Source organism: Nitrosomonas cryotolerans ATCC 49181, assembly GCF_900143275.1.
GTDB lineage: Bacteria > Pseudomonadota > Gammaproteobacteria > Burkholderiales > Nitrosomonadaceae > Nitrosomonas > Nitrosomonas cryotolerans.
This window is the reverse complement of record NZ_FSRO01000001.1, coordinates 536,612-556,955: the sequence shown is the minus strand read 5'-3', so window position 1 is coordinate 556,955 and position 20,344 is coordinate 536,612. Positions and strand designations below refer to the sequence as shown.

Annotated in this window: 17 protein-coding genes; 5 read left to right on the top strand and 12 right to left on the bottom strand. The window is 46.5% G+C overall.

All coding sequences use genetic code 11. The features are described from left to right. The first annotated feature begins 3 nt into the window (after positions 1-3). Complete coding sequence (gene pta / locus BUQ89_RS02445) at positions 4-2,148, top strand: phosphate acetyltransferase (RefSeq protein WP_028460904.1); 2,145 nt, start codon at positions 4-6, stop codon at positions 2,146-2,148. Positions 2,149-2,240: 92 nt separating this feature from the next. Here pta and BUQ89_RS02440 read toward each other — a convergent pair whose 3' ends face one another. Beyond that, positions 2,241-3,053, bottom strand: coding sequence for a hypothetical protein (locus BUQ89_RS02440; protein ID WP_143071213.1), 813 nt, complete (start codon positions 3,051-3,053; stop codon positions 2,241-2,243). 407 nt (positions 3,054-3,460) lie between these two features. Between BUQ89_RS02440 and BUQ89_RS02435 the strand changes: the two genes are divergently transcribed. Next, complete coding sequence (locus tag BUQ89_RS02435) at positions 3,461-6,322, top strand: hypothetical protein (RefSeq protein WP_051537515.1); 2,862 nt, start codon at positions 3,461-3,463, stop codon at positions 6,320-6,322. Between the two features lie 119 nt (positions 6,323-6,441). Here the strand turns inward: BUQ89_RS02435 and BUQ89_RS02430 are convergent, their stop codons facing one another. The 11 genes from BUQ89_RS02430 to gspG all read right to left on the bottom strand — a co-directional run bounded on the left by BUQ89_RS02430 (position 6,442) and on the right by gspG (position 16,295). Further along, positions 6,442-7,146, bottom strand: coding sequence for a type II secretion system protein (locus BUQ89_RS02430; protein WP_051537514.1), 705 nt, complete (start codon positions 7,144-7,146; stop codon positions 6,442-6,444). A gap of 59 nt (positions 7,147-7,205) precedes the next feature. Further along, a complete protein-coding gene (locus BUQ89_RS02425; protein WP_028460902.1) occupies positions 7,206-7,589 on the bottom strand; it encodes a type II secretion system protein in 384 nt (127 codons plus the stop codon). 117 nt (positions 7,590-7,706) lie between these two features. Continuing rightward, on the bottom strand, positions 7,707-8,201 hold the full coding sequence (locus BUQ89_RS02420) for a type II secretion system protein (RefSeq protein WP_177183574.1): 495 nt from the start codon (positions 8,199-8,201) through the stop codon (positions 7,707-7,709). A 26-nt stretch (positions 8,202-8,227) separates the two neighbouring features. Next, positions 8,228-10,483, bottom strand: a complete 2,256-nt coding sequence (locus BUQ89_RS02415; RefSeq protein ID WP_028460900.1) for a secretin and TonB N-terminal domain-containing protein — start codon at positions 10,481-10,483, stop codon at positions 8,228-8,230. After that, positions 10,480-11,052, bottom strand: a complete 573-nt coding sequence (locus BUQ89_RS02410; protein WP_028460899.1) for a hypothetical protein — start codon at positions 11,050-11,052, stop codon at positions 10,480-10,482. Before BUQ89_RS02410 ends, BUQ89_RS02415 begins: the two co-directional genes overlap by 4 nt. Before the next feature lie 5 nt (positions 11,053-11,057). After that, positions 11,058-11,651: a hypothetical protein gene (locus BUQ89_RS02405; protein WP_028460898.1), complete on the bottom strand. Its 594-nt coding sequence runs from the start codon at positions 11,649-11,651 to the stop codon at positions 11,058-11,060. Beyond that, complete coding sequence (locus BUQ89_RS02400; protein ID WP_028460897.1) at positions 11,633-12,181, bottom strand: fimbrial assembly protein; 549 nt, start codon at positions 12,179-12,181, stop codon at positions 11,633-11,635. The genes BUQ89_RS02405 and BUQ89_RS02400 overlap by 19 nt, the downstream gene beginning before the upstream one ends. Beyond that, positions 12,174-13,001 carry a hypothetical protein gene (locus BUQ89_RS02395; RefSeq protein ID WP_028460896.1) on the bottom strand — a complete coding sequence of 276 codons (828 nt, stop codon included), beginning with the start codon at positions 12,999-13,001 and terminating at the stop codon, positions 12,174-12,176. Before BUQ89_RS02395 ends, BUQ89_RS02400 begins: the two co-directional genes overlap by 8 nt. Further along, a complete protein-coding gene (locus BUQ89_RS02390; RefSeq protein WP_028460895.1) occupies positions 12,982-14,673 on the bottom strand; it encodes a GspE/PulE family protein in 1,692 nt (563 codons plus the stop codon). The genes BUQ89_RS02395 and BUQ89_RS02390 overlap by 20 nt, the downstream gene beginning before the upstream one ends. After that, a complete protein-coding gene (locus BUQ89_RS02385) occupies positions 14,670-15,854 on the bottom strand; it encodes a type II secretion system F family protein (protein ID WP_028460894.1) in 1,185 nt (394 codons plus the stop codon). The genes BUQ89_RS02390 and BUQ89_RS02385 overlap by 4 nt, the downstream gene beginning before the upstream one ends. Positions 15,855-15,863: 9 nt before the next feature. Further along, complete coding sequence (gspG, locus tag BUQ89_RS02380; RefSeq protein ID WP_036572643.1) at positions 15,864-16,295, bottom strand: type II secretion system major pseudopilin GspG; 432 nt, start codon at positions 16,293-16,295, stop codon at positions 15,864-15,866. 1,162 nt (positions 16,296-17,457) lie between these two features. Between gspG and BUQ89_RS02375 the strand changes: the two genes are divergently transcribed. From BUQ89_RS02375 to BUQ89_RS02365, 3 genes are all read left to right on the top strand, one after another. Then, positions 17,458-18,678 (top strand): beta strand repeat-containing protein, encoded by a 1,221-nt coding sequence (locus BUQ89_RS02375; RefSeq protein ID WP_028460892.1) that lies wholly within the window; start codon positions 17,458-17,460, stop codon positions 18,676-18,678. 86 nt (positions 18,679-18,764) lie between these two features. Further along, positions 18,765-19,214 (top strand): curli assembly protein CsgF, encoded by a 450-nt coding sequence (locus BUQ89_RS02370; protein WP_028460891.1) that lies wholly within the window; start codon positions 18,765-18,767, stop codon positions 19,212-19,214. Between the two features lie 127 nt (positions 19,215-19,341). Beyond that, on the top strand, positions 19,342-20,334 hold the full coding sequence (locus BUQ89_RS02365) for a CsgG/HfaB family protein (RefSeq protein WP_051537513.1): 993 nt from the start codon (positions 19,342-19,344) through the stop codon (positions 20,332-20,334). The last annotated feature ends 10 nt before the right edge of the window (positions 20,335-20,344 follow it).

Here is a 20,344-nt window from a genome sequence, read left to right as displayed (position 1 = left end):
CCCATGGCACAGAATCTTTTTATTGCACCAACAACCATCGATTCCGGCCTGACGTCCGTCTGCCTTGGACTTTTTCGCGCTCTGGATCGAGTCGGTATACGGGTTGGATTTTACAAGCCATTCAGTCAGCTTCTCCCGCAACATGATGCGACCGCTGGCGACACCTCAGTTGAGTATCTCAAAGCAAGCACTGAGCTCGATCCACCACAGCCCATTGCCTTAAAACAGGCCCAAAAACTGCTGAACCAGGGCCAGTCAGACTTGCTGATGGAAGATGTGGTGGGCCATTACCAACAAGTCGCCAAGACCGTTGACGTAGTCATTATTGAAGGTTTGGTGCCAAACGGTAACGAAAACTACATCGCACGTCTTAATATTAATGTCGCACGCAATTTGAACGCCGACGTTATTCTGGTCTGTTCACCACAGGATCTCACGGTCTCTGCAATTGATGAGCAACTAGATTTTTACGCCCGGCTTTTTTCCGGCCCAACGGACCTCAATGTGATCGGTGTAATCCTGAATAAAGTGGGTGAGCCCAATCATTCCGATTTTAGCCCCTGGGTGAATTCAGAACTATTGGCAAACACACCGAACTATGCCGCTGAATGTCAGGTTTTCAGTAAAAATCGCTTTAAATTACTGGGCGTGATTCCCTGGCAATCGACGCTGCTTGCGCCCCGGGTTTCTGATATCGCCAAAGAGATGAATGCCACGGTATTGCACGAAGGCCAGATAGCGACACGACGCGTGCAAAAAGTGACCGTCTGTGCACGTACGATCCGAAACATGGTGCACACACTCAAACCTGGCACTTTATTAGTTACCCCCGGCGATCGTGATGACATCATCGTGGCCACGGCCGTTGCTGCCCTGAATGGTGTTCCACTAGCGGGTGTATTGCTGACCGGTGGCTTAATGCCCGACAACAAGGTTATTGAACTTTGCAGTCGCGCTCTGGAGACCGGCTTACCCGTGTTGAGTTCTGATACCAATACCTATGAGGCCGCCTACCGACTGGCTAACCTGTCATCAACCATTCCGGTGGATGACATCGACCGCATAGAGAACGCGATGGAAATCGTCGCTACCCAGCTGGATACCCAATGGCTGCAAAAACAGTTTAAGCTCGAACGCAAGCGCCGTTTATCTCCACCCGCGTTCCGCTATCAACTGTCAGAGCGCGCCCGAGCGGCCAAGAAACGCATTGTACTCCCAGAGGGCTGCGAGCCCAGAACCGTGCAAGCGGCCATTATCTGCCAGCAACGAGGACTCGCGTCCTGTGTCCTGATCGGTGATCGCGCTGAAATCAACGCAGTCGCCGAATCCCAGGGTATGGCGTTGCCAACAGCGCTTGAGGTTGTCAATCCGGCTGATGTGCGTGCGCGTTATATCCAGCCCATGGTGAACCTGCGCAAGCACAAAGGCTTGGCTCCAGACATGGCAGAAGCGATGCTGGAAGATAATGTGGTACTCGGCACCATGATGGTAGCCTTGGACGAAGCCGACGGTTTGGTTTCGGGTGCGATCCACACAACTGCCAACACCGTTCGCCCTGCTCTTCAGCTCATAAAAACGCACGATAAAGCCAAAATCGTATCGTCTGTATTCTTTATGCTCCTACCTGAGCAAGTATTAGTTTACGGAGACTGTGCGATAAACCCAGACCCCAATGCGGAAGAATTGGCGGATATCGCCATACAAAGTGCGGAATCGGCAGAGACCTTCGGGATTGAGCCGATCATTGCCATGATCAGTTACAGCACCGGCGAGTCCGGTACCGGTGCAGACGTTGAAAAAGTTCGCAAAGCGACCCAGATCGCCCGCGAACGCAGGCCTGATTTACTGATCGACGGTCCTCTTCAATACGATGCAGCGGCAATTCCAAGCGTAGCCAAAAGCAAAGCGCCAGATAGCAAAGTAGCGGGTAAAGCAACGGTATTTATCTTCCCCGACCTCAATACCGGCAACACAACTTACAAGGCAGTCCAGCGAAGCGCCAACGTAGTCAGTATCGGGCCCATGCTACAGGGTTTGAGAAAACCGGTGAACGATCTATCACGGGGCGCACTGGTGGATGATATTGTCTTTACCATCGCAATCACGGCCGTACAGGCAAAGCAAGTGGAGAGCGCTGATCATCTTTGATGGTCAGCTAAACGAGTAATAATGGCTATAGGAACACCAGAACATAACGTTTAATTAATGTAGTCACGGAATAAGGAATATAATTCTAAAAATTATTGTTCTACTTCAATCGATCTTAAAAAATGAACAAGGTGGTTAAGCTCATCTTTACTCCCCTGAAAGCCTGACATTGCAATGTTTCTACCTATGGTTTCCTGAGGATTTTTAATGAATTCCATAAGTTTCAGATTATCTTCCCAGCGAGGTGTGAGAAATTTAATAAGGGGTGCCTTGGTTCCCCCAAATCCCAGGTAAGAATGGCATTTGGTACATGCCCTTATAAAAACACGAGCCCCTTCTAAATAAGGCTCTTTGGTCGCCGCAAGTATGGGGTTTGTTTCGAGATCTGTCTTAATTTCAATTTCAGTAATTTGATAGGGGCTTGAAGATTTTGTCTTTGCATTTTTATCTTTGTCTAAAAAAATGAGATAACCCGGGCGCCAATCAAAAAATGTTTTTAATGATCGATTATATAAACCCTTATCACTTACCCCTAAGATATCTAATGCTAAAAAAGGGGTTTTCAGCGCTATATCTTTTAAAGTAAGCCTAACAACATAACCATCAAGTGACTTAATTTGAATGGCTTCAATTTTTTTGTAATGCAACTGCTTTTTAAGCAATTTAACAAGTGGCTGCAAATAATAGCCCTTGTAGATTAACTCATCTCCACTGTTTGGATCTTTTGCAGTAATCTGAGACCAGAGTTCAGAAAGGCCATCGGCCTGTTTATTTTTAGATACAGAGTACGTGTTTTTTTTATAAAGAAACACAACCGTATTATCTAGACTTTCCGCCTCTCTTTGAGAGAATGCGTTACAACTTATGAGAACTAAACTTAAAATAAGAAAAAAATTAATTTGCATGCCATTTTATAAATAATTATTAACAATGAGTAAATTTATCATTAAAAGACTCTGACCTTCATTTCTGGCGCAAATCGCTGCTCACCTGGTCTATCACGCCATTCCCCAATGTGCCCGTTCGACAATAGTTATTTTCATTAACGATTCCGCTTCGCTATCTCTTTGCTGCCCATCCGCACCTGCTCTCATCAGTATTGCAGCTCATTCAATGCACCGTTTCCACTTTTCCAATCAAACAGGCCGGATTCAAACGGCGTGGTGTATAAATGGGTATTTTTTGTTCATTCAGACGTGAGTTTGACTGCATGCGCGGCTTAACGTATATTAAATTTAGCAAAAAGGGCGTTTATTTTTCCTATCCACGAATGTGTTTTTTCACCCGCTGTGTGTGTATAAGGAGTTAACAAATGAACTACTCTCATTTCAAAACCATTGCAATATCAATACTGATATTTGTTACTGCGGGATGGATTGAAGCAAGCGCTTCAGAAAATAAAGATCCTTCATCTTTTGTCTTATTCGAAACTGGGCAAGTCCGTCCTTTGGCAATATCTCCAGACGGAGAAACTCTTTTTGCTCTTAACACACCGGATAACCGTCTTGAGATTTACCATATTTCTAATAACCAGCTGGATCATTTGGGTTCGGTATCCGTTGGGCTTGAACCAATTGCTGTGGCGGCGCGTAACAATGATGAGGTGTGGGTAGTCAACCATCTTTCAGATAGCGTCAGCATTGTACAATTAGAAAAAAATTTCCGTGAACGTTTATTGCCTGATAATTTACCTATTAGGCGTGCGGTCGGGCGTGTTGTGCGCACCCTGCATGTTGGCGATGAGCCGCGGGATATCGTATTTGCCGGAGAACAAAACAATCGGGCATTTATTACGACCGCACATCGAGGACAGAATGCGCCTTTTGATCCCCAGTTAACAACCCCGGGCACAGGAAGGGCTGATGTCTGGGTATTTGATGCAAACTCAACCGGTGATACATTAGGCGGTACACCCTTATCAATTATCAACTTATTTGGCGACACACCGCGGGCATTGGCAGCATCCCCAGATGGAAAATATGTTTATGCCGCCGTTTTTCATTCTGGAAATAAAACGACGACGCTTTTTGAAGAGGTTGTGACGAGCGATAAAGGGTTGCCGCCTCCTGATACTAATTTTGAAGCCATCGCACAACCCCATACAGGATTAATCGTTCAATTTGATAATGAGAAATGGCTTGACGATATTGGGCGAGACTGGAGTGAAAATGTCAGGTTCTCGCTTCCCGATAGGGATGTCTTTGTCATTGATGCCAACGCTAATCCACCAGTGCAATTTTCGGGCGATATGGGGTCCTATAGTGGTGTAGGTACCGTATTATTTAATATGCTTGTCAATCCAAGAAATGGCAACGTTTATGTGGCAAACACCGAGGCCAAGAATCTGACGCGATTTGAAGGGCCGGGGAATTTTGGTGGCTCAACGGTTCGCGGGCATTTGCATGAAAGCCAAATTACCGTTCTCGATCACAATGGTTCAGTTAAAGCACGTCATTTAAACAAGCATATTGATTATGATTTGTGCTGTGAAGCGACGCCAAATGATGAGAATTCACGAAGCTTGGCATTCCCAATGGATATGGCCATTACCCAGGATGGCAAGACTTTGTATGTTGTGGCTTTTGGTTCCAGCAAAATAGGAATATTTGATACGGAATCCCTTGAGGCTGATAGTTTTGAACCGACTATCGACAATCAGATTCCAGTTTCTGGCGGGGGGCCGAGTGGAATCGTATTAAATTTAACGAATGATCGGCTGTATGTATTAACGCGTTTTAATAATTCGATCTCTGTGATAGATACTTCGGAAAAGAAAGAAATAGCAAGTGTTTCCATGTTTAACCCAGAACCAGAAAGTATAGTGGCCGGACGGCCATTTCTATATGATGCTTCTTTTACCTCCAGTCATGGAGACTCAGCTTGTGCGAGCTGTCATGTCTTTGGAGATTTCGATAGTCTTGCCTGGGATTTGGGTGATCCGGATTCTTCAGAAATTGAAAATCCCGGTCCATTTTCTTTGCTTCCTGCAGAAGCGGGATTCCCAACAAGCGTTCATTTTCGGCCGGTAAAAGGACCGATGGCTACGCAAAGCTTGCGTGGCCTGGCCAATCATGGCCCCATGCATTGGCGTGGAGATCGAACTGGCGGGAATGATGAGTCAAGCAACCAGCCCGACAGCGGCACTTTTAATGAAGACCTTGCCTTTAAAAAATTTAATGTGGCTTTTAAAGAACTCAATGGCAGGCATGAAGAATTAACTAATGATGAAATACAGGCATTTACCAATTTTGCGCTGCAAATCACTTATCCGCCAAACCCTGTTCGCAATCTTGACAATTCACTCACTCCGGATCAGTCAGCGGGGCGGGAATTCTTTTTTGGGGAGAAATCGGATACATTTTTTAATTGTAATGGCTGCCATGTTTTGGATCATGACGGCAATAAAGAATTCGGTGTCACTAAACCGGGCTTCTTTGGGACAGATGGAAGGTATTCATTTGAATTTGAAACTCAGGTTTTCAAAACGCCGCATTTGAGAAATTTATACCAAAAAGTGGGAATGTTTGGACAAGCCTCTGTATCCCCAGGGGTTATTAGAAGCCCGTTTTTTCTACCAGAACCTTTGAATAACAATGACTTCATGGGTGATCAAGTCCGCGGCTTCGGATTTTTGCATGATGGCAGTACTGATACTTTGTTTCGTTTCCATGGTTCAATAGTCTTTGCTCAGCGTCCAGCTGATCATCCGCTGCCCAATCTGGGTGGGTTTCCGCTCGATGTAACAGGTATTATCAAGCGCCGACAGGTTGAGCAATTTCTTCTGGCTTTCGACAGCAACCTTCCGCCGATTATTGGCCAACAGGTCACTTTAACCCAGCATAACGATGAATGGGCATATCCTCGTCTTGATTTACTGATTGAAAGATCAGAAGCGGGAGAGTGTGATCTGGTTGCCAAAATAAGTAATAGGCGGCGCGAACTTGGTTTTCTTTATCGCGGCGATGGAACCTTTGATCGCGATAATAAACACGAACGACCTGTTTCTGATAAAAGATTACGAAAAAATGCCAAAAAACCCCGAGGTGAAGTAACTTATACATGTGTTCCATCGGGTTCCGGACTCAGAATAGCGCTGGATAGAGATGAAGATGGACTTTGGAATGGCGATGAATGGGATATTTCCGGCAGATTTGCTCATGAGGAAAGGCAATGAGTGTTTGATTTGTTTATTACATCGTAACAGACTCTGCTGATCCAGTAGCTATACGTGACACTTTTTCTTACTCTACTGTGCCAGATAAATACGCGTTTGTCTGGCACAATAGCGCAGGATTAGAAAGAAGGCCCTGAAGACGCTCCACCCGAATCCGATCCAGATGAAAAAGGAGACCCCGAAGACGCTCCGCCCGAATCCGATCCAGATGAAAAGGGAGATCCTGAAGGCGCTCCACCCGAATTCGATCCGGATGAGAAAGGGGAGCCAGAAGAAGGCGAAGAGGCTCCTGAGCCCTTGCCAGAGGACGATTTCTGCTCAGCACCCCCTTGTGTATAAACAAACTGCCAATCCTGATACGTTACTGCTTCAGAAAAAGAAGCAAGATCTTCTGGGAAACCGCCAATTTTAATTGGTGATTGATCCGAAAGGCTATAAACACCGATAATTCCTACATTTGCTCTGCTGAGGCTCATTTCAGAACCCGCTCGTTCAGGGACTGGTTCTGCTATCAGACCCCATTCATAACTATTGGTCATAGGGTCAAGAAAAATTTTACGTAAATGGCGCCGGGTTGTCGGAAAACGATCGTCCTCAAGCAGTTTCTCCAGCGATTCAGGGTATTTTTTGGCCCCACCCGGAGAACTATCATAATACGATGTAATTGCCTTTTGGAATTGTTCACCGATAAATAAAAGCTCTTTTTCTTTATCCCGTTGTGACTTAGTCTGCCATACTTGCCCGGTACCCGCCATCACGATCCCTGCCAGGGCAACTGCAAATAATGCCCAAATATAAATAAAACCCTTCTCTGAGCTAATCATATGACCGATTCATAATGGTTGCGCACCCGAAAAGTGCATCGATCTTTCTAACCAGCTGGCTACCATTCCTCATAATACGTACCATCTAATGCCTGTCCCGTGTAACCGCTATGCACATCATAGACACCTTCCTCCTCCTCATTCAAAGGGGGGACTTCAATCCAGGTCATATCACTTTCCGTTAATGGATCAATCGGAACGCGGCGTAAATACCTTCTTTCGACCAATTCTTCCAGGCTGAGTGGATAACCGCCCGTATCAGAATAAAATTGATCGATAGCATCACGCATAATGCCCAGATCCTGGCGCAAAACGGTTTCTTTAGCTTTTTCAATTGAACTAAAATAACGCGGCGTCACAATACTGAGCAAAGTCGCAATAATTGCCATAACCACCAATAATTCAATCAGCGTAAAACCAATATGGCTTCGGAATTTATACATGTATCCTTAATATATGAGATAGCCTATCCTCAAAACCAGCAAAAGCACTGATATCTATTCAAAGCAGGCGAGCAAACGGCTTCATTCGGCACCTTATAAACCCAGATTACTCACCATTCACCATTCATTATAGGCGATACCATTTAAACCGATAGATTCTGAAAGAGAATACACATCAAATACATCATCTCCTTCTTGAGGACTATCCGGTGCGCTTTTATAGCTGCGCTTACCCCATGTATCTTCAGCTGCAGCCGCTTCCATTCCGGCAACAGTCAGCTCATGAAACATAGGATCGCGTGGCAATCGCCGCAAAAAATAGATATTGCGTTTTTCTGTGCTTTTAATATCTGGCACACCCAGGAATAAATCCCCCAATGTGGGGGGATAACCCGATTCATCTGCTTTCTTCTCAATACGGCCGTCGTCCACCGCCTGCTTATACCCATCAATCGCGGTTCGAATCTGTCGTAACGCCGTCCGTAACTCTTGCTCCTTCTCACGCTTGACAACCAGTTCACGCAAAGGCATCGCTGATGTAGCCAGAATGGCCATAATTGCCAGAACAATCATCAACTCGATTAATGTAAACCCATATTGATTTTTAGGCATCCTGAATACAGTCATTTCTACTATTCTTACTGGATTTTGACGCTAGCTGCGGGGGGCAGAGTCACTTCGATGGACTCCCCACTTTCCTGATCCTCTGCTAAAGCACTCTGAACCGTAATTTCAGCGACTCCCGGATTTGTTGCGATTACCTTAAATCGAAACTGGGCTGCCATTCCAGACGCCTCATTCTTACCCAATCTTATCGAACGCGCACCCGACTTTTCTCCTTCGTCAAGCAATTCAAGCATATTAGTATCGTAAATCATTTCCAGTTCAGACGTAACAGACCCTTTCGCACCGACCAGACTTATTCTCACTGGAAACTCCTTATTCAGACCAACCGTTGCGGGCGTCTGTAATGAAATCACGGGGGAAGAAGGTGTATTGCTCGCAAATGGATTTTGTGACCGATCAGAGGGTGCAAAAGTTTCCGCTGCCCTTCCAAAAACAGAAGCCGCATTTCTGCCTCCCCCGATAGACGACATAGTCAGCGACTCTGCAGCTGTCTTACCTATGGCTATGGGTAATTTCCCAGCCTCATTGGCGGTACCAAAATGAAATTCACTCTCTATCTTCGTTGGCTGAGCAATATTACGCACGATACGAGGCGTAATGAGCAAAACAATTTCAGTCTTATTCCGCTCCAGGCCCTGACCTGATAATATTTTACCCAGCACAGGCAGATCAATGAGCCCCGGTATGCCTGCAAGGCTTCTCTTATCTTCATCCCTGATTAATCCCGCCAATACCTGTGTTTCACCGTCTTTTAATGACAACAGCGTTTCTGCCGTCCGCGTACCAACCTTCGGCACTTGTGACCCGCCAGTTAATTCAATTGTCTCGGTAACCGTGCTGACTTCTAATGCAACCTTTATAGACACTTCATCATTTAAAGAAATAATGGGCTCAACATCTAATTTTAGTCCTACATCAATAAAACTGACTGATTGCGATACAGTTGCCGCCGTACCTGTCACATTAGATGTGATAATAGGAACCTTGTCGCCAATCAGGATCTTTGCTTTTTCCCGATTTTTGACTCGGATACGGGGATTAGCCAGTATATCTCCTGCTCTCAGCTCTTTTTTGAGATCAATTATCACCTGATTGCTAGTAGCAAAACTTTTAAGACCATCGAATCCAATCTGATTAAAAGGCACCGCTACTGCACCAGCACCGGGTACAGCACTAAAAGTGACCTTATCAGGAAAATTAGGCCCAAGCTTAAGTAATCGGGTACGACTGATTTCAAGCACTTCGACATCCAGCATCACTTCAGGTTCGGGTAAATCGTTCAGCGCAACCAATCGCTCCACCAGACGGATGGCTTCCAGTGTATCTCTCATGATAAAAAGGTTGAGCTTTTCATTCACGTAAATATCCTTAGCCTTCACCAATCCCCTGACCATAGCCACCATCTGTTTAACATCCGTGTTCGCAATATGAAAGCTGCTCACGACCAATTCCTGATATTCCTTCTGTTTGGCGGGTGTATTCGGATAGACCAATAATGAATTATTATTCAGTGTTTTATATGCCAATTGATTGGTCATTAACAATAATTTGAGCACATCTTCTATACTGTTATCACGCACAAAGATGGATACCTTACTGTCTTGCCGAATATCCTTATCAAAAACAAAATTGATCCCCGCTGTACGTGCAATGATCTCGAATACAGATTTCAGATCTGTTTCTCGAAATTCCATGGTTAAGGGTTTTTTAAAGGCGGTTTTTAACGTTAAACTGGTTGTCTCCATGCGTGATATTCTTTCATTGATCTGCTTGATCAATCGCCGGGCATCGGATTGCATTGAATTTTCTTGTAGTACAGATCGGACAATCGCCTCCGCACCCTCCAGATCATCTTTTTCAAGCAATGCTTCCGCATGGCGCATGGAAGCAACATGATGACGTTCTAAATTCAGAGCTTCTAAGCCCGCCTTTGCACGCTCATTATGCGAAGCCAACTCCAATACGTGATGATATTGCTGCTCGGCTGCATCCAGATCACCCGATAATCGCGCATTATCCGCAGCAAACAGAAGTTGTCCGGTAACCGCTTCACGCTGACGCATGAATACCGTGCGGATCTCTATATTATCCGGTTCTTCACGCATTGCTTGCTCCAGGCTTTTTAAACCTGCACTCGTATCCCCCGCCGCAATCAGCTGTTGTCCATCGATGAATGCCTGATTATTGACCTTTCGTAACAGGGGTGTTTCACATCCTGTCATTAGAGTCAGTATCAGAACAGCGATAATATAGCTTTCATTTCTCATCGAATGTTTCCTGCTACCTTATTATTAATAGTGAGTTTCTGTTGGACATTAAGCGGCAAATAGGTAACCGTAATGGCCTCATCATCCACCGTATCAATACGATATCGATCATCGATACGGTCGCCTGACTTGACCACATGGTACTGATCCGATTCAAAAAGGAAGACCTTTATTTCACTCCCTTCTATCACTTTACCAATATATTTAAATTGTAACGGTGGGGGTGTTGGTGCCGGTGGCGGTGCACGCGGACGTTCTGCTTTTGCCTGTGCAAACGGATTGGTTCGTTGCTGAGAAGTGGCACGGGACTGCACCGCCGGTGCCCACGTAACAGAATCAAAAATATTCCCCGCCTGAGCACTGAATTTTCTTTGTCCCAGTTGATCAACATCCAGGTATTCAACCGTCTCTTGCAGGTTACGTGCTTTTTTTACTGGAAACCGGGTTGGCTGAACCGATTGTGTCGGATCAATCCCGTTTTCCTCATCCTCCACCAGCACAACAGCCAGCAATGTTGCAAGTAACGCCCCACCCAGCAATAGCTTGCGTTTTTTCTCAGCTTGATCCATCCGATTCATTCATCCAGGTAAAGATTAATTTCAAGACGTGCTTCAAGCCGTGCCGACTGTATATTCTCACGCTTCATAACTATGCCTGTAATCGCCATACTCGGCACTGCCTGTAGCGCATCTGCAATAAACGCCCGTATCTGGGAATAGTTACCTCGAACCGGCAACATCATTTCATAACGCGTTAATCTCGATCCTTTTTCATGTATCAGACGATATTCACTGCTGCTAACCTCGACGCCCCGCTGCTTCGCTACACGTACCAGCTCTCTTATCCAGAAAGGTGATGAGTCAATACGTGGGAAAAAATCGTAGAAAACTTGTAGTGTCTGGTCGCGACTCATCTTGCTGCCCGCAATCGATTCACCTCCTGCCTCCGATTGCAGTTCAGCCTGCATCGTCTCCGCTTGTTCTTTCAGTGCCTGCAAGGTTGCATCCTGTGGCAAAACCGCAACAAGAAAAAACAGGCATGAAACTACCAACAAGCCCAGACCTGTTTTCCCAATCATACCCAGTCGTGCTATCTGCCAGCGCAGCTGTAGCAAGCGATTTTTTAGACGCGCCTGCAATAATTCATGACTCAAGATATTTCGATCCATGATGCGATCAGTAGAAAACCAACGGGTTGCTGCGGACTATTTTGCTTTATTTTATAATTAAGCAAATGAGCCTTCTCAAAAATGATTTCACGCTCTATTGCTTCAACAAAGTCAAGCAACGCTGACATAGTCTTTGCTTCACCACCGATACGTAGCGTGCGGTTAGCTACATTTGGCTGCAATGACAGCAACGCTATCTCCTTACTCGACGCCTGCTCGATAGAATCAAACAGGCTCTCCCAAGGCAAGTTAATCTGATTCATTATGGCATTGGCCTGGATTATTTCCTGTTGAATTTCCTGACCCACTTCTCGCACATGCGATGTTGACCGTACCCGTGGTGCTATTTTTTTCTGGCGTTGCGTTTCTATTCGTTCAACACGAACACTCCAGTAATTAACTGATTCTGTTGTCAGCCTGAATTGATACAGCACGCTGAGCAAAATGATGGCGCCCATTAACAATAAACTCCAATCAACACTACGTACCTGCTGACCAGCATAAGGAAAGGTAAGCTTTAAGCTACGCACCGGCCTTCTCCTCGTCCGTAACAGCAATAGCAGGATAATGTGCCGGAACCGTTATCGTTTCAGTCTGAATTGGCACGACTCGCCAGCCGCAATCATCTGGCAATACCAGGCCTGAATGCTCTGGTGCGAATAAATAAACAGATTCGACTGTTTTCTTATATCCAGAAAGAACGGCTTCCTGATCGAGCGCTGCAAGCAGCTCACTCTCTACATCATGTAATATTTTCTGATTCCGTATTCCTTGCCAAACACCGTTTACCAGAAAAACAATACAAATGCGCCCCGTTTCAATCAAGACAAAACAAATTTGTTTATGATCAAATAACGGATGCCATCTATCGAAAGCTGAAGCTAAATAGGATTCCACATTGTTAAGCTTTATTTTGTAACGTTGTGTCATTTCTTCCAATCGCGCCATCAAGTCGCCTGCTATAGCGGCACAAACAGCACCACCATCCGGACTCCAGGCGCTCACGCTAAGCATCCATTCATTCATTCGGTCTGCATATATCTCACGCATACGAAAAGTAGCGTAGGTATAGACTTCATCAGGCGTTGCAATTTCTGGCTGCGGCGGCAAGGTAACATAACGAATGAAATGATTAGAAAGCGTAATCACCATTTCCGTTCCCGCTGCACCTCTCACCATTTGATCTAACTGGAGCAGCGGTGCTTCCCAGATAGGGGCATTCAAATGACGTTCACATCGCGTTACCATTTTAGGTGCCTGAACAGGCTTGAAGCCGTGAGATGAACGCACCAGATCTACTCGCTCAGGTGCAAAAAAAACTTGAATCTGATCACGCCACAATCGTGACACGATTGGCCTCCTCCAAGCTCGTTAATCCTTCCTTGACCATATCTAATGCAGCCTCGCGCAAGAAGCGAGTACCATTATTTCTGGCCGCCTCCTTTATTCGACGTATCGGCTCTTGTGCGACAATTAATTCCCGGATTTCATCATTCAGAATCAATATTTCAGCAATCGCATTGCGGCCTCGATAACCACTCCCGCGACACTGTCCGCAGCCTCTGCCAGCACGAAATTTGAAATCTTCGGCTTGATCAGGATCAATGCCAGATTCACTGATTTGCTCACTATCCGGACGTTCATCTACCGCACAGTGTGAACACAACAAGCGAACCAGTCGCTGCGCGGCGATACCATTTAAAGCAGAAACAAAACTATAGGGATCAACGCCCATATGTGAAAAACGGCCGATCACATCAAACACGTTATTGGCATGCACCGTAGTAAATACAAGATGGCCTGTCAACGCCGCCTGTATCGCAATCTGTGCCGTTTCTGAGTCACGAATCTCACCTACCATGATCTTATCTGGATCATGGCGTAAAATAGAACGCAATCCACGTGCAAAAGTGAGTCCTTTCTTTTCATTAACAGGTATCTGCAATACTCCGGGAAGCTGATACTCGATAGGGTCCTCGATTGTGATAATCTTGTCATGGCCACGATTAACCTCTGATATGGCCGCATAAAGCGAGGTCGTTTTACCACTACCCGTGGGCCCCGTAACCAGTAACATGCCATAGGGTTCCGAACTCAGGCGACGTAAACTCGCAATGGCAACCGGACTAAAGCCCAGCTGATTTAATGTCAAGCCCTCCACATGATCGGAAAGTGCTTGACGATCAAGAATACGCAACACAGCATCTTCTCCAAAAATACTGGGCATAATCGATACGCGAAAATCAATCTCCCGCCCTTGGATTGAAACCTTAAAACGACCATCCTGCGGAACGCGACGTTCAGCTATGTCCAGTTCGGACATGACCTTGATACGGGAAATAACCTGCTCAGCCAGGTCTTCACCCCGCATCACCCCTACTGCCGTTAGCACGCCATCAATGCGGTACTTAATTGATAACGCGCCCGTCACCATTTCAAGATGAATATCGCTGGCCTGCGATTTATGCGCATCATACAAAGTAGAATGCACCAGACGCACTACCTGGCTGGTGCCCTCATTGATTGTCTTTAAAGAAAGATCCTCTACACCTGTTTTTATAACGCTCAGCTCTGCCTCAGGCAACACATTATCCATTGCCCGCATTGTTTTTTCCTGCTGTGCGAAAAAAGCAGTTAGGTCGGCAGGATGTACCAAATACCAGGTCATGCCAATATCAAATCGTTCTTCTACCCATGATCGCAATCGAGGTGAAAATGGATTACTGATGGCCAACACATACGTGTCCTCATTACGAAACAAGGCACATTCCTGCATGACTGCTTCAGAAAAAGGGAGCATATCAAAAGCGGGGCTGAGCCCCCGCAAGGTTTCCATATTCAAAACCGGTATATGTAATAATCGGCCCAGCTCCTGAATAAGCTTATCCGGCGTATAGTCATACCTATCTGCCAGCATTTGCACAACTGAAACGCCCTGTTGCAACGCTTCCTGACATACAGCGCCCAGTCGGTTGATATCAAGCGGTTGTTTTTCCGTTGATGGTAAAGATACGTCTCTCAATTGATGCTGCCCGCCAATTCAAATATAGGCATATACATCAAAATAATAATGCCCCCAATGACAATACCAATGACAGCCATCAGTAGGGGTTCAATCAATTTAGTCGTCCATTCAACCCAGCGCGCAATCTCTTCATCATGGAAACTACCAATACGCTCCATCATGTCTCCCATGAGACCGGTTCTTTCACCAACACGCAGCATACGATTACCAACTGCGGTCGTCAGCCTTTCTAATTCCATGGCATCGGAAATGGCCTTGCCTTCACGAATATGTTGCGCAGCGGCTTCCACACTGGGCCTGAAATGAGGCTGCAGCAGGCCACTAACCATTTCTAATGCCTGTGTGATCGGTATCCCGCCCCGTAGCAGCATACCAAGCGTTTTATAAAAACGGGCCAATTGATAGACACGCATACGTTCTCCGACAGCAGGAATACGCCATAGTTGTTGCGTTAAAGATGCCCGAAAAGCCGGCCGGGTGACACTATAGATAACGGCACCCAGTACACCCATGGTTATAATCGCCAATTCCCAGCCACGCTCATGAACAAAGTGCCCCCATTTGATCAGCAACATGGAAAGCCAGGGTAAATCTGCACCGACATCATCATAGATCGCACTAAATTTAGGGACCACGAAGACCAGCAGGAATAGCGACACCAGCAAGCCAACGGCTAATAGAAGAACCGGATAAATCGAGGCGCCGACGAGTTTTTTACGGACTTCATCCATCTGCGTCTGATAAGTAATAAAGCGGGTCAGCGCTTCAACCAGATCACCCGTGCGTTCACTGGCTCGAATAGTTGCCATATATAACGCCGGAAAGATTTTTGGATAATCTTCCAGTGCACGTGAAAAAGTGACCCCCTCATAAAGCCGTGTCAGCAAATCCTGAACAATTTTACGTATCGTCGCATCCTGCTCTTTATCCACTAAGGTTTCGATACTCTCCACCAGACTGAGTCCCGCTGTTAGTAATGAAAGCAGTTCCTGGCTAAAGTGTACCAAAGGAAAACTTGGACTTGATTTTAGCGACCAGCCAGAAAAACCACGGTGTACGCTCAACACGATTCCGCCTTGCTTGGCAATCTGGCGGCGCACTTCTTCCTCACTATTCGCGTCTATTTCAAGACGCACAGTACCCTGCTTTGCCAGTACAGCTTTCACTTCGTAGCGCATTATGCTAATTTACCAATTCGTGATATCAGCTGCTTCGCCTTCACCACCCGGCTGACCATCTTTACCATGTGAATACAAATCAAATTCTGATCGTTCCCCCGGATATTTATAAATATAGGCATGTCCCCAGGGATCTGCCGGGGGCATCTTTGTAAGGTAAGGTCCTTGCCATTTGGATTCATTATTCGGGCGGGTTACTAAAGCAGCCAGTCCCGATTCAGTGGCCGGATAATTGCCCACATCCAAACGATATTGATGCAAGGCTTTTTCCAGCGAATCGATCTGCGCCTGAGCCATTTTAATTTCGGATTTACCTACCTGAGAGAAGTATTTTGGTCCAACATAAGCGGCCAATAAACCGATAATAACCATAACAACCAGTAATTCCAGCAACGTAAATCCGTGCATAACCTTGATTTGTTGATGCCGATACAGATGCATTATTTTAATCCTTTTAGATGAGTTCGTTGCTTTGATAAAATTTCTAAAATACAGGAAAAAAGCAATCCATGTAATACAAAACAATGCCAGTAGTAACTGGCATAATTCAATCTAATGCTTATTAGAGCTTGATTAGTCTCTTAGAGTAACATTATACTTGACATCATCCCTCCCCCGCTTAAATACAAGAGATTTCTGCTGCCTCTACTTCGATGAGTTTCTGTTGCTGACGACATGACTGCATCGTTTACTTGGCAGGCGAGCTGGATATGCCCTACCCTTAGAATATTGATGACCGACCGCATCGAGGTCTGCATTTTCTGCGTACCCACATTCGACACACGTATTGTATAACAAAGTTGCTTCCACTCCCCACACTGGATTATCATATCCTACTTTAGAATTGAAAATTAGAAATGAATTTCTTGCAACGGCCGAGGCGCTGAAGCCCATGCCTCAAGATTCTTGTCATTGAACCAAACACTGGCATCAGACCAGGTATCATTTCACTCGAAAAAAATTTTCCAGCGAAGGATGCACAAAACCCAAACTTCTCAGCAGTTCAAATATAAACCTGAATTAGCTGTCGTTTTCTGGTTGGTGTTCAGGTCTATAAACGAGGCAGGAGACAGTGCTCTGAGGCCTGGCGCCTAGAGATCGCCTGCTAAAGCCCGTTCGCAATTACTATCTGTCAAAAGATCATCCAGGATTTTAAGTAACACTGATTTCAGATTCTCGCCCGATGGCGGGCCTGCACTGAACGCACGGTCACTTTCCCCACAGACTGTTTCGGTTTTTCAATACTGCGCCCTTTCTACTGCGTACTGCGCCACCTTTCACCTTTCCTCCACACTTAAGCCCGCCAGTTGAGAGGATAATACGGCACCCGGCAGCCACCACACGCTATAGCATCGATTCCATAGATAGGGAATCATGCATCACAATTACCCACCCGAATTCTTTTCCAGCCTTCTTTCTGATATCTCAGTTAGCATACAATAATCTTTATAAACAATATGTTATATATTAACATCCTGTAACACTCTGCAATCAAATTATATGGCACGCTATTTGCGTTGTTGCTAGATGAGGCCTGCTTAACCCCACAATTCACATGCAGGATCATAATAAAACGGGTTAACCATATATTTGGAGAGTAAGAATGCAAACACCATTTAAGAAAATAGCCACGATTACAACCGCCATCGCACTGGCGCTGGCTTACGGTAGTGCAGGCGCAGCCGATAACACAGTCACCTTTGAAGCTGCCACAACCAATAACGGTACCGGTAACGCTGCCGATATCAACTCCAGCGGATCAAACAAAATCGTGTCGATCTATCAGGTAGGTAGTGGCGACGGCAACGGAGACGGGGAAAAGAACCAGGTGGGCCAAACCCTCAAAAAATTGGTTTTAAACGGAAACGTGGCAGGTACGGCTCATATCGGTCAGGGTGCTTTCTGGAACGGAACTGTCTGGACAGAAAGCGCGGCAACCAAAGGTAACGCGGTCACAGGCACGGTCACCGATAATAATAACTTCAGAATCAGTCAGAATAGCGATGGTAATACCGTAACATTAAATTCAGGCACCGGTTCTGGTCTCGTCACAATCAACCAGGGTTATGCCGCCGCCGGTGGGGGCAAAGGAGCTGGTTTCACTGCGGAGGTTACCCAGAGCGGTTCTGGTGCTGTTACGATCAATCAGGGGAATGACATCACTGCTGCAGGAACCAGTGGCACGGCGACTGTCGTTCATGACGGCACGCATACCATTGCCATTACCCAGTTCAGAACAGATGCCGGCAGTACCGGCACCATCCTGACCAATACCAACGGTGACGACGGTGCGCTCACCATCACGCAAAGCAATAGCGGTAATACCTACGTGAACGCGGCAGGAGACAACGGTAACGCCGGTGCGGCCACCATCACGGGAACAGCCGACCTGATCAATGCCGGCACGGGCACGCTTGCTTTAACACAGGCCACCGGAACGGTTAAAGCCCATGTTAATGGCAGCGGCACCCTAACGATTAATAATACCGGCACGGGTAATAATGTCTACGTCAATGCGGAAGGAGACGCCAACAACACCACCGCCATTGCAAACGGGGGCACATTAACCTTGAATTCTGACGGTACCAGCAATACTCTCATCGTCACCAGTTTTACCGCGGGCACCTTAACCATTAACCAGGACGCTCTCATGAACGATTCAACCCTGACCCTGAGCGGCGGATCAGCGACAAACGCGACCATTAACCAGAATGGTGACTTTCAGAGTGCGGCGGTCACCTCCAGCAACGGTTCAAGCGGAATCTTCAACCTGGATGCAATCGGTGTCAGTGGAACACCAGCAACACTCAATCTGACTATTTAGGTACGGTAATCCCGGAATTGCTTTTCCGGAACATTCATTTCACAACCGGATGAGCCTATCGATCATCCGGTCTCGGAATCATTCTTATGTATTTGTTCAAAAAAAACACTTTATTCCTGATTTTCATCAGCTTCTTATTCCCCCTATCAGCGCAGGCAAGTGAGCTGGTACAAGGCTTCGTTAATCCCTCCTTCGGGGGTAATCCGATAAACGGCGGCTACCTGCTATCCAATGCCAATGCACAGAACGACCATACGGCACCTACCAAAAAGACCCCACCACCCACAACCGCATCGCCAGGATCAGAAAAACCCGACAGCGCCCGCCTATTTGCCGAGCAGGTCAATCGACTGGTCATGTCGGCACTGGCCAGCCGTCTGGTTAGCAAGGCCTTCGGCAGCGACGCGGCAGATAATACCGCCATTGATACCGGTATCAATACCATCAGTGTCGAAACCGCACTGAACGCCACCACCGTTACCATTGTGGATAATGTAACCGGGGGCCGCTCCGTAATCAGCATTCCGAATTTTTAATACCATGAACACTCACTACAAAATGCTGATTTTTTAGCGTACCGCATCAGCATTCCAAATTTTTAATACCCCTGTCTGCCAGACAGGCGTCTGATTCCCTTAAATTACACATTCATCGAATATCATCATGTCCATTGCCTTACCAATTGCACCACGCCTGGGCATTTTGTTGGCCACAGCAGCGATCGCCATGACCGGCTGCACCACGCTATTCCAGCCGATCAGCTCTTCCAAGGCTCAAATTGGTTATCGATCCCAGGTTATCGATGATCTGTTAGCGCTGCCGCCGCCGGCTGAAAAAATTATCGTGGCGGTGTATAAATTCCGCGATCAGACCGGACAATACAAGCAATCAGCGACCAGCACACTGAATTATTCCACCGCTGTCACACAAGGTGCCACGTCCATGCTCATCAAGGCACTGGAAGATGCCGGGCAAGGAAAATGGTTCACCGTGGTGGAGCGAGAATCCCTCCCTAATTTATTGAATGAACGTAAAATTATCCGTCAGACACGCATGCAATACATGTCCAGAGAAGATCTGAGCAAGCTGCCCCCCCTCCCCCCTATGATCTACGCACCGGTTATTCTCGATGGCGGCATCATTGCCTATGAAACCAATCTACTCACCGGTGGGCTCGGGGCAAAATATCTGGGCATCGGTGGCGATACGCAATTCCAGCGGGATACAGTCACCATTTTCCTGCGCGCGGTGGCAGTACAGGACGGTCGCGTATTGAAATCCGTGCAGACTTCAAAAACCATTTTTTCAGTTAAACTGGATGCCAGTGTTTTCAAGTTTGTCGGCTTTAAGGAATTGCTGGAAGCTGAAGCCGGCTTCAGCTCTAACGAACCGCCTCAAATGGCCGTACTCGAAGCAATCGAACGCGGCGTCTACAGTATGATTATGGAGGGTGCCATCGATGGTTTGTGGTCATTTCAAAACCCGACACTGGGTCAGCGGCTGATCCGGCATTATCTGGAAGAAAAACACGCCAAGGCCGTTCCCGTTTATGGTTCCAACGGGGAACTGGAAGGTTTCCGCATGGCGCCCCCCGACACAACATCTGAAATACCAGCGGCCACCGGCGTGGATGCAGCCACTCACCATAATGATTAACAGGAATGAT